Raw genomic sequence first — 14,886 nt, forward strand, 5'->3', positions numbered from 1 at the left:
AACATTAGGTTGTGCTCCTGTGTCTTAGCTCGAATCATCGCAACGCGAGCTTAGACGTACTCGAAAGTCTGTCTGAGGTCGCCGCTGCGGCTACTAACGACCTCGTTTCGACTAACGATTTCGTTGCCGGAGCCGTTCTCGTTGCCACTTGCAACCGCTTCGAGGCCTATCTCGACGTCGAAGAACCCCTCACCGCTGGTTCGGCCATCACCGTCTGCTCGCTGCTCGAATCGCTGAGTGAACGCACGGGCCTCAGCGTCGACACCCTGCACTCCTCCATCGCCGTTCATGAGGGTGCGGATGCCGCAGCTCACCTCTTTGCGGTGACCTCTGGTCTTGAGTCCGTCGTGATCGGTGAAGCTGAAATCTCTGGCCAGGTCAGCCGAGCTCTCGATCAGGCTCGCAAGGATGGCACAACTACCCGCGACCTCGAGCGCCTCTTTCAGCGCGCAACGCACACGAGTCGCGGCATCAAGAACAACACCGCCATCGGCGGGGCAGGCAAGTCCCTCGTGCGCCTTGCGCTCGAACTGGCCTCAAGCCGCGTTGCCGACTGGTCGACCGCAAGCGTTCTTGTCGTGGGAACCGGCCGCTACGCCGTCACCACCGTCAACGCGCTGCGGGACAAGGGCGCCCTCGATCTGCGCGTCTTCTCGCCATCGGGCCGCGACGCTGCGTTCGCCCTCAAGCACGGCCTCACCCCCAGCGAAGACTTCGACGTCGACGTCATCGTCACGTGTACCGCAAGCGCCGTGCTCGGCACCGAGCGCTTCTCGGCCGCCAGCAAGTGCCTCGTGCTCGACCTTGGTCTCCCCCGCAACGTTGACCCCGCGGTGGGCCAGCTCGACGGTGTTGACCTGCTCGACCTCGAAACCATTAGCCTGCACGCCCCGCTCGAAGAGCTGAACGCGCACGCGGATGCTCGCGACCTGGTTCGCACGGCCGCCCACGAATTCGCTGCCGAAAGCCAGGCGGAGCCAGCCATCGTTGCTCTTCGCAAGCACCACTTCGCTCTCCTTGAGGCGGAAATTGCTCGCGCCACCGCCCGCGGAGCCGGCGACGAAACCATCTCCGCGCTGCGCCACCTCGGCGGAGTCCTGCTGCACGGTCCGTCAGTGCGTGCTCGCGAGTTTGCGGCTGAAGGCCGCGTCGCGGAGTTCGATGCTGCGCTCTCGGCGCTGTACAACATCCCGGTAGAGCGTTCGACTACGTCGGCGGATGCTCGCGCTCGACCACACTCGGCCTAACTGCCTCCCATCTCTACCCACAACGACGAGGGTCTCCGATGAAACCGTATGACTCGCTCGCTCCGATCGCCACCGAACGTCTCGTGCTGCGTCGCCTCACTCTGAGCAATAACGACATCGACGACCTGCACGCTCAACAGTCGAACCCCGAGCTCACGACCTACATGCTGTACGACCCCCGCGACCGCGCGACCGTCATCGAGAAGATTCAGGAGTGGACGGGCAACGAAGTTCTCGCCGCCACCAACGACTACCTGCAGCTGGCCATTGACCTGCTGGATGCCGTGCCTCCGAAGGCCGTGCAAAGCACGGCTATCACTGATGCCAACGGCTCTGCGGCCGCCACCACTACCTCAGCCTCCGCCTCCCCCGGAGCCACGACCGAACCGCCCTCAGAGCGCCGCACCGTGATGATCGGCACGCTGTACTTCAAGCTCACCAACGCCGAGCAGTCCACCGCAGAAATCGGCTGGGCCCTGCATCCGAATTTTCAGGGCAAGGGCTATGCCCGGGAGGCAGCATCCGCACTCCTCGATGTTGCTTTCGGCGAGATGGAGCTGCACCGAGTGACCGCGCTTCTCGACCCGCGCAACGGCGACTCCATCCGGTTGTGCGAGGCCCTGGGCATGCGGCGAGAGGCTCACTTTGTGGAAGACCTGTGGTTCCGCGGCGCCTGGGAAGACACCTACAGTTACGGAATTCTGGCTCGCGAATGGGCCTCGCGCTCACGCCGCTGAACAGGAACAGGATGGCGCGGAGCCTCCCAAGTCTCCGTAAAGATGCCTGAGAAGCTCGCGTTTTTGCGAGAAAAACTTACACCCATTTACGGGGACAGACAGAACGTTCTGGTGCAGTTTTCCGGGGGTCTTGTCAACATGTCCCCCCGAGTGGGGACTCGCGGATGCCGGGACGGCCTAAGAGTCTAAATACAGCGCGGCACAACCCGACTCGTACCGCCGCTATCTGAGCGCATCATTTCTGGCGCTTCTCTCCGCACCTTAACCAACCGAAGTGGATCTATGTCTGAGCATGTCGTTTTGTTCGCCGGCCCGATGGGCTCCGGCAAGACGACCGCTATTCGCAGTCTGAGCGAGATCGACGTGGTGTCGACCGAGGCTACCAACACTGATCGCGCCACCGCAGATAAAGAGACCACTACCGTGGCTCTCGACTACGGCGAGATCACGCTCGACGATGTCACGAAGGTTCGACTCTACGGAGTTCCGGGGCAGAAACGTTTCGACTTCATGTGGTCAATTTTGGCGGGCCGCGCACGTGGTCTACTGCTGCTGATCAACAACGATGCGCCCGACTCCGTCAACCTGCTCATTGAGTACCTCAGCGACTTCCGTGAGCTTCACGAACGTGGAGCCGTCATCATCGGCGTCACTAAGTCTGATGTTGCCTCCACTCCGACAGTCGCCGAGTATTCGGCCGCGCTCACGGCTGCCGTTCCCGAACAACTGATTCCCGTGTTCACCGTCGACCCCCGCAACGCTGAAGAAATGCGCACGCTGCTCTTGAGCCTGGTTGCCAGCGTCGAAATGCGTGAACTCCTCGCACCCGCACCGGAAAAGATCTGATGAACCAGCCACTTGCGCCCGCAACCGTTCCTTCGCACCTCAACCCTGTGCACATCGACGCCGGCAACCGCACCCTTGCTGAAATGCAAGACCTCGCGAGCTCGCTCACCTTCGCCGCCATGCTCACCGACGACGGCTTCGAAATTGTGCACCTCAACGGCGCCCACACCGACGGCGGTCGCTTCGCCAGTATGTCCAGCTCGGTGCAGGCCCTCAGCGACGCTGTCGCCCACGAACTGAAAATCGGCACGAACGAATACGTGATCATCGCGTCTGAACTCGGCCACGTCATCCAGCTGCGCGTTCAGGGTCACCCCATCGTGATCGCCGCGCTGTTCGACACTCACGAAACTTTGGGCAAGGGCCTTTCGATCGCGCGCATCGCCGCACGACGCATGGCCGAGCTCATCGCGTAACCACGCACCACTAGAAGTAACACCAAACCCGACACCATAAACGGAGAACACAATGTCAAACATCACCGAAACCCTCACCGCTCTTCTCGACACCGATGGCGCTATGGCAGCCGCCGTTGTCGACAGTGGCTCGGGCATGCTCCTCGGAAGCGCTGGAAGCGGCATCGACCTCGACGCAGCAGCAGCCGGTAACACCGAGGTAGTGCGCGCCAAGCTCAAGACCATGAAGGCACTGGGCCTCAGCGACTCAATCGATGACATCCTCATCACGCTGTCGAGCCAGTACCACATCATTCGCCCGCTGACCTCGAACCCCGAGGTCTTCATCTACTTCGTACTCGACAAGGCGAAGTCGAACCTCGCGCTTGCTCGCATCAACGCCAAGACCGCAGACACGAGCTTGAGCCTCTAAATAACTTCAACTGTGGCGGTCACTGAGTGTGACCGCCACAGTGGGCTCACCACCCAGAAAGATTCACTATGACCGACGGCACTGACGTTCCCGCAGGGTGGTACCGCGACCCTCTGGGTGGCGAACACCTCCGTTGGTGGGACGCAAACTCCTGGACTGAGCACATCGCGCAACTCGATAGCTCACCTCAGCCACCCACCTCATCAGTGAACAGCTCGACCAATCCCTTCGATACCGCGTCAACCGCGCGCGAGCCCGAAGTCATGATCATTCACCCGTCATCGAGCAAGCGCAGCACGCGCAACGCGGGCGTCGGCACGTCAGCGTCGGCTGCGGTAGGCAACACGACCTCGGATGACAGCGGCACCGTTATCGAGGAACCCACCCGCGCCAGCATCAAAGCTGCAGCCGCGGCGGCCGCCGCCGCCGAGGAACCTCGTAAATCGGGATTCTCTGACATCGCCCTCACCGTGGAGACCTGGAACAAGCTCAACCGTGCCATCACCGACGCGGTCAACTCACCCACCGAGCCGCTCGTTGAGCTGCGCTTCGCTGATGCCCCCACGTTGGTCATCGATCCGCGCGGCTGCGCTTACTGGTGGGCAGACTCTCTCGACAACCTTGCGACAGCATCCGCCGACGGCGACGTCGAAACTGTCGCCCGTCCGCTCGGCATTCATCAGGATGAGGCCGGCCGCGACTGGGAGCCCCTCGTGTGGCTCATCGGAACACACGCCCAACCCGACTCTTTCGATCCCCTGAGCCTTTCGGGCGCGCGCTTCAAGCTGCGCCGCTGGCCCAACCTCACGACTTTGAGCCATACGACAGAGCAAATGGGTATGACAGCCATGCTCGGTGCCGCGTACCTCACCGTCACCGAATTGGCCTCGTTGGCCAAGGTCGATGTTGATGAGGCCCGCCGTCTCATCTCCACGTTCGAGCTGATGGGACTGTTGACCCACACGGTCGACACCATTGCCGAAGAGGCTCGCCAGCCCCTGGCGGCTCAGCCCGCAAAAGAGGGAATCTTCTCTCGCTTGAAGGCACGCTTCAGCCGCTAACGACTACATGCGGCCGTGGCCGCACTGCTCGCAGGTGCAGGTGCAGGTGCAGGTGCAGGTCTGCGCCCTTTAGTGCACGTACTCCATGAGATCGAGTCCGAACGTGCGCAGCGCCTCGATCACTTGCAACCGAGCATGCATGCTCTTGTCATCAAATTGAATGGATGCCGCGTAGGCCACCGCACGCTTGTTGCCTCGCAGCGCTCCGGCTTCCGCTCGCACGCCTCGGTCGATGCCGGTCTTGTTCACCAGCAGAGTGTTGTGGTCGGCACCACGATGAGCCAAAGGATCAAGCCCGAACGCGCTCGAGACGAGTGACAAGTCAGTGTTGAGCGAGAGCCAGCCAAGCACGCGTTGACTCGCAATGGAGTTCACGATTTCGCCGCGCGCGAGGGCGCCGAACAACCAGCTGAGTTCCACGGCGGATCCGACAGAAAGCTGTGGGGCATCGTCGGGGCCGCGGGTATCGCGCACGAGGTCGAGCAGTGCCGTCTTGGTCAGGCCGAGGGATTCGGTGCGAGCTCGCACGGCATCCAACCCGATCAGGCGAAGCAGGATGTTCGTTGCCAGGTTGTCGCTCGTTGCACCTACCAGGGCAGCAAGGTCGGCAACGGGCAACGATGGTGCCTGCAAGTGTTGCCACAGGCCGGCGGCGCCCACGGATGCTCCGGGGACCTTGTCGAGGATGCCGTAGGGCGCGAAATCGCTGTCTTCGAAGCGGGCAGAAACCTCGATCAGCAGCAGAATCTTGCCGATGCTGGCCGTGGGTAACGCGACGCGATCGTCGATGCTGAGCACGGTGCGACCGCTGTTGATGTCGACGGCGCTGGCAGAAACGCGCATGCTGCGATCAGCGAGCCGCAGTTTTCCAAGCGCGGCAAAGGTGCTGGTGAAGTTGGGCTCTTCTCCAGCTCCGGCGTGTTTCGCAACTCGGGGGGTGCGAATTCGACTCCGGCGTTCTCGGGTTTGCTCGATCTCTACCAAATAGTGACGCGATCTTTCGGGTCCAGCCACAACGAATCGGATTTCGTCACACCAAATGTCTCATAGAACGCATCGATATTGCGAACAATTTGGTTGCATCGGAATTCGTTCGGCGAGTGCGGGTCGATCGCGAGCAGTCGAATGACCTCTTCGTCGCGCCCCTTCTGCTGCCAGGACTGTGCCCACGACATGAAGAATCGCTGCGCACCAGTGAGGCCGTCGATAACGGGCGCTTCGGCTCCATCGAGTGAGATTTGGTAAGCCTTCCACGCGATCATGAGACCACCGAGGTCGCCGATGTTCTCGCCGATCGTGAGCGAACCGTTCACGTGGTGCTCAGGAACCTGAGCCGGCGCGAGCGCGTTGTACTGGTCGATCAGCGACTTCGTGCGCTCTTCGAATGCGGCCTTGTCTTCGGGAGTCCACCAGTCAATCAAGCGACCATCGCCGTCGTACTTGGCACCCTGGTCGTCAAAGCCGTGACCGATCTCGTGGCCAATGACGGCACCGATCGCACCGTAGTTAGCGGCGTCATCCCGCGACTCGTCAAAGAACGGGTACTGCAGAATGGCTGCGGGGAACACGATCTCGTTAAAGCCGGGGTTGTAGTACGCGTTGATCGTTTGCGGAGTCATGAACCACTCGTCGCGGTCGAGCTCTTTGCCGATCTTGCCGAGTTCGCGCTGGAACTCGAATTCGTTGGCGGCACGCACGTTGCCGGCGAGGTCATCCGCACTGATCTCGAGCGTGGAGTAGTCGCGCCACTTTTCGGGGAAACCGATCTTGGGAGTGAACTTCTCAAGCTTCTCGAGCGCACGCTGCTGCGTGGTGGGCGTCATCCATTCAAGGCCGTTGATCGACTGGCGGTACGCCTCGACCAGGTTGGCGACAAGAACATCCATGGCCGACTTGGCGGTCGGCGGAAAGTGGCGCTCAACATAAATCTTGCCGACGGCTTCGCCGAGCACACCCTCGACAAGCGAGACACCGCGCTTCCAGCGAGCACGAAGTTGGGGAGTGCCCGAAAGGGTGCGACCGTAGAAGTCGAAGTTGGCCTCTACAAAATCGCCCGACAAGTACGCAGCATTGTTGCGGATGACCTGCCACGACAGCCAGTCCCGCCACGCCTGCAGGTGGTCGTCGCTCAAGATCGCCTCGAGCCCCTCAACGAAGCTGGGCTGGCGCACTACAACTTCGTCGAAGGAGTGGGCCGGAACATCGATGGCGTCGAGCCAGACGTTCAAGTCAATAGCACCCGTGAGCTCGTTGGCAGCCTGCCACGTCATCGGGTTGTAAGTCTTCTCGCTGTCACGGTTGGCGACGTTGTCCCAGTGCTTCGACGCGATCTCGGTCTCGAGAGCGACGATGCGAGCGGCACGCTCGGCGGGAGCATCGAGACCGGCGAGCGTGAGCATCCGCTCAATGAAGGTTTCGTACTTGGTCAGAATCTCAGCGAACTTCTCGTCGCGGTAGTACGACTCATCGGGAAGGCCAAGGCCGCCCTGCTCAAGGAAGACGAGGTAGCGCTCGGGGTTGCCCGGGTCGTTGTCGACGAAGAGCTGGAAGAAGCCGCTCGTGCCTCCGCGTTCGAGGCGGCCGAGGGTGCTGAGCAGAGTCGGGATGGAATCGACGGCGGCGGCCTCCGCGAGCTGCGCGGCGATCGGGGTTGCCCCGAGCTCGTCGGCGCGAGCTTCGTCGAGGAAGCTGGCGTAGAGGTCGCCTACCTTGCGCGCTTCAGTGCCGGGCTCAGCCGATTGCGACTCGATGATGATGTCGCGAACAGCCTCCTCGGCCTCCTCGGCAAGCACCATGAACGAGCCATAGCGAGCCTTGTCGGAGGGGATCTCCGTGCGGTCGATCCAGGCTCCGTTGACGTGCCGATACAGGTCGTCTTGAGGGCGCACCTTCTCATCAAGATCGTTGACGGCAATTCCGGATGACAATGACGATTCGGCACTCATGCACCCCAGCCTAGAGCGTTCTCCTTATGCACACGCTGCGAATTTGAGACCGGTGGATAGCCCTACACTTAACTGATGACAGCCTCTGACTCGGCCGCCACACCACCATCTCTCCCCCACGGCCTCACCAGCCGCAACGTGCTTTCGTGGCGCAACGCGATCGCCACGCTCTTCGCGCTCGCTGGCTTTTCTTTCGCCAGTTGGGTGGGCCGCATCCCGACGGTGCGAGACACCTTCGATGCCAGCCATTCGGAGATCGGCATCCTGCTCTTCGGCCTCGCTATCGGTTCCCTTTTGGGGCTCGTGGTTGCCGGCAAGCTTGTCGAACGCTTTGGCGCCAAGATTGTCGTGCGGGCGTGCGTCGTGCTCTTCGTGGCGTCACTCGCTGCCACTGCAATCATCATCGGAGTGCTCGGCAGCTTCTTCGGTGCGGTGATTTCCCTCGCCGTGTTTGGGCTCGCGTTCAGCACCTACGACGTCGCCATCAACCTGTCCGGCACAGCGAACGAACGGCTCCTCGGCCGCTCGAGCATGCCGACCCTGCACGGTTTTTACAGCCTCGGCACGATGGCCGGAGCGGGCTTCGGCGCAGCGGCGGAAGCCCTTCACGTTCCCCTCGCCACTCACCTCGTGATCGTGTCGGCGATCGTGCTGATCACCGCCCTGATCGTCTCCGCGTTCATCCTGCCCGAACGCCTCGCAGACCCACCGCCCAACACCGTCGAGATGAAGATCGCCGCGGGAGAGTTAACGGCCCCGAAGTTGAAGAGCGTCTGGCTTGAACCCCGCACCATCCTGATCGGCATCATCGTGTTGGGCATGGCCTTCGCCGAAGGCTCGGCGATCGACTGGCTCGCTCTCGCCATGGTTGACGGCTACGAAATCTCCAACGCCTTCGGCACCCTGATCTTCGGTATCTTCGTGACGGCAATGACGGCAACTCGCTTCTTTGGCGTTCGCGCCCTCGACCGCTTCGGTCGCGTTCCCGTGCTGCGGGCATCCGCTGGTCTGGCCGCTGCTGGCCTCTTGCTCGTCATTTTCTCGCCGGCGGTCTGGCTCGCCGTCATCGGCACCGCGCTCTGGGGCGCTGGTGCTGCACTCGGTTTCCCGGTCGGCATCTCCGCCGCTGCGGATGACCCCAAGCGCGCCACTGCCAGGGTCACCGCCGTGGCAACCATTGCCTACGCCTCGACTCTGATCGGACCGCCGATGATCGGCGTTCTCAGTGACCAGGTCGGCGTGCTGCACGCGCTGTTGCTGATCGTGGTTCTCGCGATCATCTCAGGCCTGCTCTCGCCCTACGCCCGCGAGCTGGCAGGCCGCCACGCGTACCCGTACGTCGACTTCTCGTCGCCGGGCCCGACATCCGCTGCCGTCACGATGGCGACCACCGAAATGCACTTCGTCATCACGCCCGAGCAAATCGAAGAAGCGCAGCGCGAGAACGCACGTCGCGGCCTGGGCAAGTTCAAGCGCAAGCGCCCCGGCAAATAGCCGGGCGGCACAACCACGCGCCGAGCCATCGACGCTCCTAGGCTAGAGGCGTGTTCGCACCCATCACACCCCATTCGCACGGCTGGCTAAGCCGACCCGATGGAGCGCGCTTGTTTTGGGAGGAATCCGGCAACCCGCACGGGCAGGCAGCGCTCTACCTCCATGGTGGCCCGGGCAGCGGGCTCGGCCCCGGAGGCTACCGTCGACGCTTCGACCCCGCGGCGTATCGAATCATTGGGCTCGACCAGCGTGGCTGCGGACAGAGCACCCCACTCGCTATCGATGCACTCGACTCGCTCGACTCCAATACGATTCAAGCGCTCATTGCCGACCTCGAAGCTTTACGCGAGCACCTGGGTATAGACACGTGGGTTGTGCACGGAGTCTCGTGGGGCTGCACGCTAGCGCTGGCGTACGCGCTCCAGCATCCGGAAAGAGTGCTCGGTCTGGTGCTCGTCGCCGTCACCACCGGAGCCCGTGAAGAAATCGAGTGGATCACCGAAGGCGTCGGCACGATTTTTCCCGAGGCGTGGGCCCAGTTCAGCGCAGTCGCACGCGAGGGAGAGCGCCCAGTGGATGCCTACGCGCGGCTTTTGCGAGACGGGGATCCGCAGGTTCGAGCTGACGCGGCCCGCGCTTGGGAAACTTGGGAGAGAACCCACATATCGCTAGACCCTCATTGGGCTCCCGGCCCCCTGTTCGACAACGATCGTGACCGGGAGAACTTCGCCACCCTCGTGACTCACTATTGGGAGAACGACTGTTTTCTCGGCGGCGCCTTGCGAATCTGCGATCGCATTGCAGAGCTTGAGGGAATTCCCGCCACCCTCATCCACGGCCGTCGCGACATCAGTGGGCCTGCAAGTACGCCCTGGCGGCTTCACCAGAACTGGCCGAGCAGCGAACTCATCGTCATTGAAGACGAAGGCCACGGCGGCCCCCGCCAGATGGAATGCGCTGCCGCCGCTCTCTCGAAGCTGATCTCATCGGCTGATCATCCTGCCTCCGGTCAGCTACCGTAGGACGGTGCGACTTGTCATAGCCAAATGCTCCGTTGATTACGCCGGACGTCTCAGTGCCCACCTGCCCCTCGCGACGCGACTGCTATTGCTGAAGGCCGACGGCAGTGTGCTCGTGCACTCCGATGCGCTCTCGTACAAGCCGCTCAACTGGATGAGCCCGCCCTGCGTGCTTTCCACCCTTGAGCCCGAAGCCGAACAGTCGGATGCCGGAGTCACCGAGATCTGGAAGGTCGCCCACACCAAGTCGGCTGACATGCTCATCGTCTCGATTCACGAAATCCTGCACGACTCAAGCCACGAACTAGGCGTCGACCCCGGACTGCAAAAGGATGGCGTCGAGGCTCACTTGCAGAAGCTGCTGGCCGAGCACATCGACATTTTGGGTGACGGCTACCGCCTCGTGCGCCGCGAATACATGACCGCCATTGGGCCGGTCGACATTCTCGCGACCGACGAAAACGGCGCAAGCGTTGCCGTGGAGCTCAAGCGCCGCGGCGATATCGATGGTGTCGAGCAGCTGACGCGCTACCTCGAGCTGATGAACCGTGACCCGTTGCTGGCTCCCGTCACGGGCATTTTTGCAGCCCAGGAAATCAAGCCGCAGGCACGCACGCTCGCGAAGGACCGCGGCATCCGCTGTGTGCTGTTGGATTACGACGAAATGCGCGGCCTCGACGACCCCAACATGCGCCTGTTTTAGTCTGCGGGCGATTGTTCTAGTCTTCAGCCACACGGCCTAGGCTGGTAGCGATGGCTACTAATTGGACTTGCATTCTCGTTGACCTTGACGGCACGATCGCTGACTCGGCGCCCGGAATTACGGCGTCGCTCGCGTACATGTTTGAGGAAATGGGCTACCCCGTGCCCTCCGCTGACGAGCTGCGCGCGTACGTTGGCCCGCCGATCGTTGACTCGTTCCGCGACCGCGCCGGGTTCACTCCCGTTGAAGCAGCGCAGGCACTCTCGATCTACCGCCGCCACTACATGGAGGGCAACAACGCCAACGGAAGCGACATCTTCCCCGGCATGCCCGAAGTGCTGAAGACGCTGCACGCGACCGGCATTCCGCTGTCGCTGGCGACCTCGAAGCCCGAGTTTCCGGCATCCGTAATTCTGGATCACGCGAACCTCACACAGTACTTCCGCGTGATGGCCGGCGCCTCGATCGACGAGATTCGTAGCGCCAAGAAGGATGTCGTGGCCGAGGCCATCACGCGCCTGAAAATGATCGGTGCCGACGTGAGCAACCCGGTGATGATCGGTGACCGCTTCTACGACATCGAGGGCGCTGCCGAGCACGGCATCCCCACGATCTATGTCGACTGGGGTTACGGCAACCCCGGCGAAGCTGAGGGATCGCTCGCTGTGGTGTCGAAGGCTGAAGAGTTGCTGCCGCTGCTGCTTCCTAGCTAGACGGCGCGCGCTACCATTCTCCGAACTTGGGGTCGAGCGGGTACTTGATTTCGCAAACGTACTGCAGGGCGTAAAACTTTTCTTGGTCGAAGTCTTCGTTCACTACCCAGCCCATGCCGCCGCTGTCGTCGACCGTTACATCGAACCCTTCAGCGTTGAGGCAGTCGGCCCGCGCAGCCGGAAGTTCTTCGGGCGTGACATAGCGCACGAGCGATGCCTCGGGCACTTCGATGTCGGGATACAGCTCGAGCAATCTGTCGCGCGCGAGGTCGGCCTGCTCTGCGGCAACTTTCGCCTCTTCGTCCGGCGGAACGACCGGGTGCGTAACGACCTGGGGTTCTTGGGCGGTGCAGCCAGCGAGTATCGCGACGACTGACGCGAGGAGCACGATAGAGATCCGGTGTGGTGCGCGCATCGTTGACATCGTTTTCTCTTCCTCGGCCGTGGAAACGTCGGCTGTCTCAACGTACGTCGCGGCCTGAAAACCGTCAATGCATTCCAGCAGTTTTGCAGAGAAAATGTCATATTGGTGCGCCGGATGCTCGCCCTTTGCCTCTACTGCTACCGGGCGAGGCTCTCCACCACGCGGCCGTAAACGCGCGGCAGTCGCGCGGCGAAGGGCACGATGGCTCGGCGCAGCGGTGAGTTCGCCGCCGCCACAAGCCCGGTGGTGAGCATCCGAAAGTCGCGGGTCACTCGCCGCCATTCGCGTTCGTAGCGTTCGGGTTCACCGGCGACGATGCACTCGATGGCGGCGCGCGCCTCGGCCAGCCCTAAGCGGATGCCCTCCCCCGTAATCGCATCGACGTAGCCAGCGGCGTCGCCTACGAGCAACACTCGGCCCGCGCGCTGCCCGGTCGTGTTCTGCAACAGCGGACCAGCTCCCCGCACGCTTGACGCAGGCGCCGCACCGCGCAGCCGTTCGGCGAGCGCCGGCACACTCGCCAATGCCTCCTCGAATGACGTTCCGCGCGGGCCCAACACGGCAACGCCCACCTCGGTGTCGCTCACCGGCGTGACATACAGCTCAGCGGTCGGCGCCCAATGCACCTCCACGAGATCAGTCCACGGAGCAACCTCAAAGTGCTGCCGGATGCCGAACCGCCGAGAATCACGTCGCCCCACACGGCGAGGGCGCGCGGCCAGGCCCACCAGCTCACGCACCGTGGAGTGCAGGCCATCGCAGCCGAGCATCCACCGCCCCTCGATGGTGCGGCCGTCAGCGAGGTGCGCGGATACCGCGCCGCCCTGGTCACCGTCGTTCCCCTGCTCGATGGCCTCAACCTTGCCGTGGTCAAACTCGACGCCGAGCTCGACCGCGCGTTCGCTGAGCGCCCGGTGCAGTTCGGTGCGACGAACGCCGAGAGCGGCATCCGAAGCGAAGCGGTGTTCGGCGGTGTGGGTGCCGTCTTGGTAACTGATGCCCGCGATCCTGCGCCCGTGCGGGTGAACCCCGAGGGCGGCGAGTTCGGTGACGGCGCCGGGCATGACTCCTTCGCCGCAGGCTTTGTCGATGGTGCCGGTGCGCGGTTCGATCACGAGCGCGGTCAGGCCGTGCATCCGCGCGTTGATGGTGGCAGCGAGACCGATCGGCCCGCCGCCGACGACGACTACGTCGACGACCGGCGAAACGCTCGGTTCTGCTACAACATCATCGGCCGCACCTGCGGCAACCGCATCCTCGCCCGCCGCACTCATGGCGTCAGTTCGCGCAGTGCCCGGTTTTCGGTCGGGATGCGAAACGCCAACAGCAGCACCGCATTCAGCACGGTGAAGACAATCGCGGTGACCCAGGCGGTGTGCACGAGCGGCAACGCGATGCCTTCGATCGCGACAACCAGGTAGTTGGGATGCGGCAGCCACGTCAGCTTGTACGGTCCGCGGTTCTGCACGCGGCCGGCCCCGGGCACCACGATTACGCGCGTGTTCCACTGTGCGCCGAGCGAGTTGATGATCCAGTAGCGCGCCGCTTGGCAGAGCAGAGTGATCACGAGCATCGGGATTCCGAGCCACAACAAGAAGGGGCGATCGGCGACGATCACTTCGACAACGCAGGCGATCAGCAGGCCCGTATGCAGGGCCACCATCCACGGAAAGTGCTTCTGCCCGTACTCACGACCGCCGCGCTCAAATGCTGCGGCGGCATTGCGCTTGGAGATGCGCAGCTCATAGAGGCGCTCCATACTCGTGCCCACGATGAGGGCGATGTAGGCAATCACGGTCATACTCACCACTCCAAGAGAACGAATTCGGCGCTCACGCCCGGACCGAGAGCGAAGGCGAGGGCGTGACTACCGGGGGCTGGGGCCGGGTCGGCGTGCAGAGCATCCGCCAGCACATGCAGCACCGCCGCCGACGACAGGTTGCCGACGCGAGCGAGGCAATCCCAACTCGACTGCAGGTCGCTGCGCTCAAGCCCGAGCGAACTCTCGAACGCTTCGAGCACACGCGGGCCACCCGGATGCGCGATCCAGGTATCGATGTCCGCGATCGTCAGACCGTTGCGGCCTAGAAAGTCGCTGACCTCGCCCGGGAAGCTGTTCTGAATCACGTCGGCCACGCCCGCGCTCAACACAATCTCGAAACCGGTGCCGCCCACGTTCCAGCCGATCACATCGTGACTGTCGGCGACGAACGTGCTGCGGGTGTCGATCACGCGCGGGCCCGGCTCGCTGCGGTTCTCCCCCACCATCACGACCGCCGCGGCACCGTCGCCGAAGAGGCCGGTGGCGACAAAGTTGGCCATGCTGTGGTCATCGCGCTGCAGGGTGAGCGAGCACAGTTCGACGCTCAGCAGTACGCCGACCTCATCCGGATGCCCGACCAAATAGTCATGCACACGGGCCAAGCCCGCGGCCCCCGCCAGACAGCCCAGGCCGAACGAGGGAACCCGTTTCACGTCGGGGCGCAAGCCCAGCCGAGGAATCAGCAGCGCGTCGATCGACGGTGCCGAGATGCCGGTGACGGAAGTGAAGAAGACGAAGTCGACATCGCTCGGGGCGAGGCCGGCATCCGCGAGCGCCGTGGTCAGTGCACGCTCAAGCAGCTCGGTCGAGACGCGGATGAACTCATCGTTAGTCTCGCGAAAACTGCCGAGTTCGGGATACCGCTCGAGCGGAAGCGCCATGTGGCGACGGTCGATGCCACTGGCGCCGTGCATCCGCTCAATCACGGCCTCATGGCGGGAATTCTCGGCCAGAAGCGGCGCGAGCATGCCGGTCATTTCGGCTTGCGTGTAGCTATATTCGGGCACCACCGGGGCGACTGCCGCAACCCTGCTCATTCAGAGACTC

At 63.0% G+C, this 14,886-nt stretch carries 16 protein-coding genes; 10 read left to right on the forward strand and 6 right to left on the reverse strand.

All coding sequences use genetic code 11. The features are described 5' to 3' along the window. Positions 1-11 precede the first annotated feature (11 nt). The 6 genes from CLV85_RS00825 to CLV85_RS00850 all read left to right on the forward strand — a co-directional run bounded on the left by CLV85_RS00825 (position 12) and on the right by CLV85_RS00850 (position 4,719). Entirely contained in the window at positions 12-1,247 is a 1,236-nt protein-coding gene (locus CLV85_RS00825) for a glutamyl-tRNA reductase (RefSeq protein WP_100387726.1), read from the forward strand. Between the two features lie 38 nt (positions 1,248-1,285). After that, entirely contained in the window at positions 1,286-1,984 is a 699-nt protein-coding gene (locus CLV85_RS00830) for a GNAT family N-acetyltransferase (RefSeq protein WP_100387727.1), read from the forward strand. A 282-nt stretch (positions 1,985-2,266) separates the two neighbouring features. After that, entirely contained in the window at positions 2,267-2,830 is a 564-nt protein-coding gene (locus CLV85_RS00835; protein WP_100387728.1) for a GTP-binding protein, read from the forward strand. Then, positions 2,830-3,246, forward strand: a complete 417-nt coding sequence (locus CLV85_RS00840; protein ID WP_100387729.1) for a roadblock/LC7 domain-containing protein — start codon at positions 2,830-2,832, stop codon at positions 3,244-3,246. The genes CLV85_RS00835 and CLV85_RS00840 overlap by 1 nt, the downstream gene beginning before the upstream one ends. A 52-nt stretch (positions 3,247-3,298) precedes the next feature. Further along, positions 3,299-3,658, forward strand: coding sequence for a hypothetical protein (locus CLV85_RS00845; RefSeq protein ID WP_100387730.1), 360 nt, complete (start codon positions 3,299-3,301; stop codon positions 3,656-3,658). A gap of 68 nt (positions 3,659-3,726) precedes the next feature. Continuing rightward, positions 3,727-4,719 (forward strand): DUF2510 domain-containing protein, encoded by a 993-nt coding sequence (locus tag CLV85_RS00850; RefSeq protein WP_100387731.1) that lies wholly within the window; start codon positions 3,727-3,729, stop codon positions 4,717-4,719. 69 nt (positions 4,720-4,788) lie between these two features. On the opposite strand, the gene CLV85_RS00855 is transcribed toward CLV85_RS00850, so the two are convergent. Both CLV85_RS00855 and CLV85_RS00860 read right to left on the reverse strand, forming a co-directional pair. Continuing rightward, positions 4,789-5,703, reverse strand: coding sequence for a serine hydrolase (locus tag CLV85_RS00855; protein WP_100387732.1), 915 nt, complete (start codon positions 5,701-5,703; stop codon positions 4,789-4,791). Further along, entirely contained in the window at positions 5,697-7,664 is a 1,968-nt protein-coding gene (locus CLV85_RS00860) for a M13 family metallopeptidase (protein WP_100387733.1), read from the reverse strand. The genes CLV85_RS00855 and CLV85_RS00860 overlap by 7 nt, the downstream gene beginning before the upstream one ends. A 75-nt stretch (positions 7,665-7,739) precedes the next feature. Here CLV85_RS00860 and CLV85_RS00865 point away from each other — a divergent pair, with 75 nt between their 5' ends. Genes CLV85_RS00865 through CLV85_RS00880 form a run of 4 tightly spaced genes read left to right on the forward strand, consistent with a single transcriptional unit; the run spans position 7,740 to position 11,593 of the window. Continuing rightward, a complete protein-coding gene (locus tag CLV85_RS00865) occupies positions 7,740-9,158 on the forward strand; it encodes an MFS transporter (RefSeq protein ID WP_100387734.1) in 1,419 nt (472 codons plus the stop codon). Positions 9,159-9,208: 50 nt separating this feature from the next. Beyond that, positions 9,209-10,180, forward strand: coding sequence for an alpha/beta fold hydrolase (locus tag CLV85_RS00870; RefSeq protein WP_100387735.1), 972 nt, complete (start codon positions 9,209-9,211; stop codon positions 10,178-10,180). A gap of 4 nt (positions 10,181-10,184) precedes the next feature. Then, positions 10,185-10,880: an endonuclease NucS gene (gene nucS, locus CLV85_RS00875; RefSeq protein WP_100387736.1), complete on the forward strand. Its 696-nt coding sequence runs from the start codon at positions 10,185-10,187 to the stop codon at positions 10,878-10,880. 50 nt (positions 10,881-10,930) lie between these two features. Further along, entirely contained in the window at positions 10,931-11,593 is a 663-nt protein-coding gene (locus CLV85_RS00880; RefSeq protein WP_100387737.1) for an HAD hydrolase-like protein, read from the forward strand. A 10-nt stretch (positions 11,594-11,603) separates the two neighbouring features. Here the strand turns inward: CLV85_RS00880 and CLV85_RS00885 are convergent, their stop codons facing one another. The 4 genes from CLV85_RS00885 to CLV85_RS00900 all read right to left on the reverse strand — a co-directional run bounded on the left by CLV85_RS00885 (position 11,604) and on the right by CLV85_RS00900 (position 14,876). Further along, a complete protein-coding gene (locus tag CLV85_RS00885) occupies positions 11,604-12,017 on the reverse strand; it encodes a hypothetical protein (protein ID WP_100387738.1) in 414 nt (137 codons plus the stop codon). 137 nt (positions 12,018-12,154) lie between these two features. Beyond that, complete coding sequence (locus CLV85_RS00890) at positions 12,155-13,291, reverse strand: NAD(P)/FAD-dependent oxidoreductase (RefSeq protein WP_229820419.1); 1,137 nt, start codon at positions 13,289-13,291, stop codon at positions 12,155-12,157. Beyond that, positions 13,288-13,818 carry an isoprenylcysteine carboxyl methyltransferase family protein gene (locus tag CLV85_RS00895; protein ID WP_100387739.1) on the reverse strand — a complete coding sequence of 177 codons (531 nt, stop codon included), beginning with the start codon at positions 13,816-13,818 and terminating at the stop codon, positions 13,288-13,290. Before CLV85_RS00895 ends, CLV85_RS00890 begins: the two co-directional genes overlap by 4 nt. A 2-nt stretch (positions 13,819-13,820) precedes the next feature. Further along, entirely contained in the window at positions 13,821-14,876 is a 1,056-nt protein-coding gene (locus CLV85_RS00900) for a type III polyketide synthase (protein ID WP_100387740.1), read from the reverse strand. Between the last annotated feature and the right edge of the window lie 10 nt (positions 14,877-14,886).

The sequence above is a fragment of the Salinibacterium amurskyense genome (genome assembly GCF_002797685.1).
Lineage (GTDB): Bacteria > Actinomycetota > Actinomycetes > Actinomycetales > Microbacteriaceae > Rhodoglobus > Rhodoglobus amurskyensis.

What these genes read in the sequence shown, in the direction of transcription:
- CLV85_RS00830 (WP_100387727.1), top strand. Translation starts at nt 1,286, where the DNA reads ATGAAACCGTATGACTCGCTCGCTCCGATCGCCACCGAACGTCTCGTG.
- CLV85_RS00835 (WP_100387728.1), top strand. Translation starts at nt 2,267, where the DNA reads ATGTCTGAGCATGTCGTTTTGTTCGCCGGCCCGATGGGCTCCGGCAAG.
- CLV85_RS00840 (WP_100387729.1), top strand. Translation starts at nt 2,830, where the DNA reads ATGAACCAGCCACTTGCGCCCGCAACCGTTCCTTCGCACCTCAACCCT.
- CLV85_RS00845 (WP_100387730.1), top strand. Translation starts at nt 3,299, where the DNA reads ATGTCAAACATCACCGAAACCCTCACCGCTCTTCTCGACACCGATGGC.
- CLV85_RS00850 (WP_100387731.1), top strand. Translation starts at nt 3,727, where the DNA reads ATGACCGACGGCACTGACGTTCCCGCAGGGTGGTACCGCGACCCTCTG.
- CLV85_RS00860 (WP_100387733.1), bottom strand. Translation starts at nt 7,664, where the DNA reads ATGAGTGCCGAATCGTCATTGTCATCCGGAATTGCCGTCAACGATCTT.
- CLV85_RS00865 (WP_100387734.1), top strand. Translation starts at nt 7,740, where the DNA reads ATGACAGCCTCTGACTCGGCCGCCACACCACCATCTCTCCCCCACGGC.
- CLV85_RS00880 (WP_100387737.1), top strand. Translation starts at nt 10,931, where the DNA reads ATGGCTACTAATTGGACTTGCATTCTCGTTGACCTTGACGGCACGATC.
- CLV85_RS00885 (WP_100387738.1), bottom strand. Translation starts at nt 12,017, where the DNA reads ATGTCAACGATGCGCGCACCACACCGGATCTCTATCGTGCTCCTCGCG.
- CLV85_RS00890 (WP_229820419.1), bottom strand. Translation starts at nt 13,291, where the DNA reads ATGAGTGCGGCGGGCGAGGATGCGGTTGCCGCAGGTGCGGCCGATGAT.
- CLV85_RS00895 (WP_100387739.1), bottom strand. Translation starts at nt 13,818, where the DNA reads ATGACCGTGATTGCCTACATCGCCCTCATCGTGGGCACGAGTATGGAG.
- CLV85_RS00900 (WP_100387740.1), bottom strand. Translation starts at nt 14,876, where the DNA reads ATGAGCAGGGTTGCGGCAGTCGCCCCGGTGGTGCCCGAATATAGCTAC.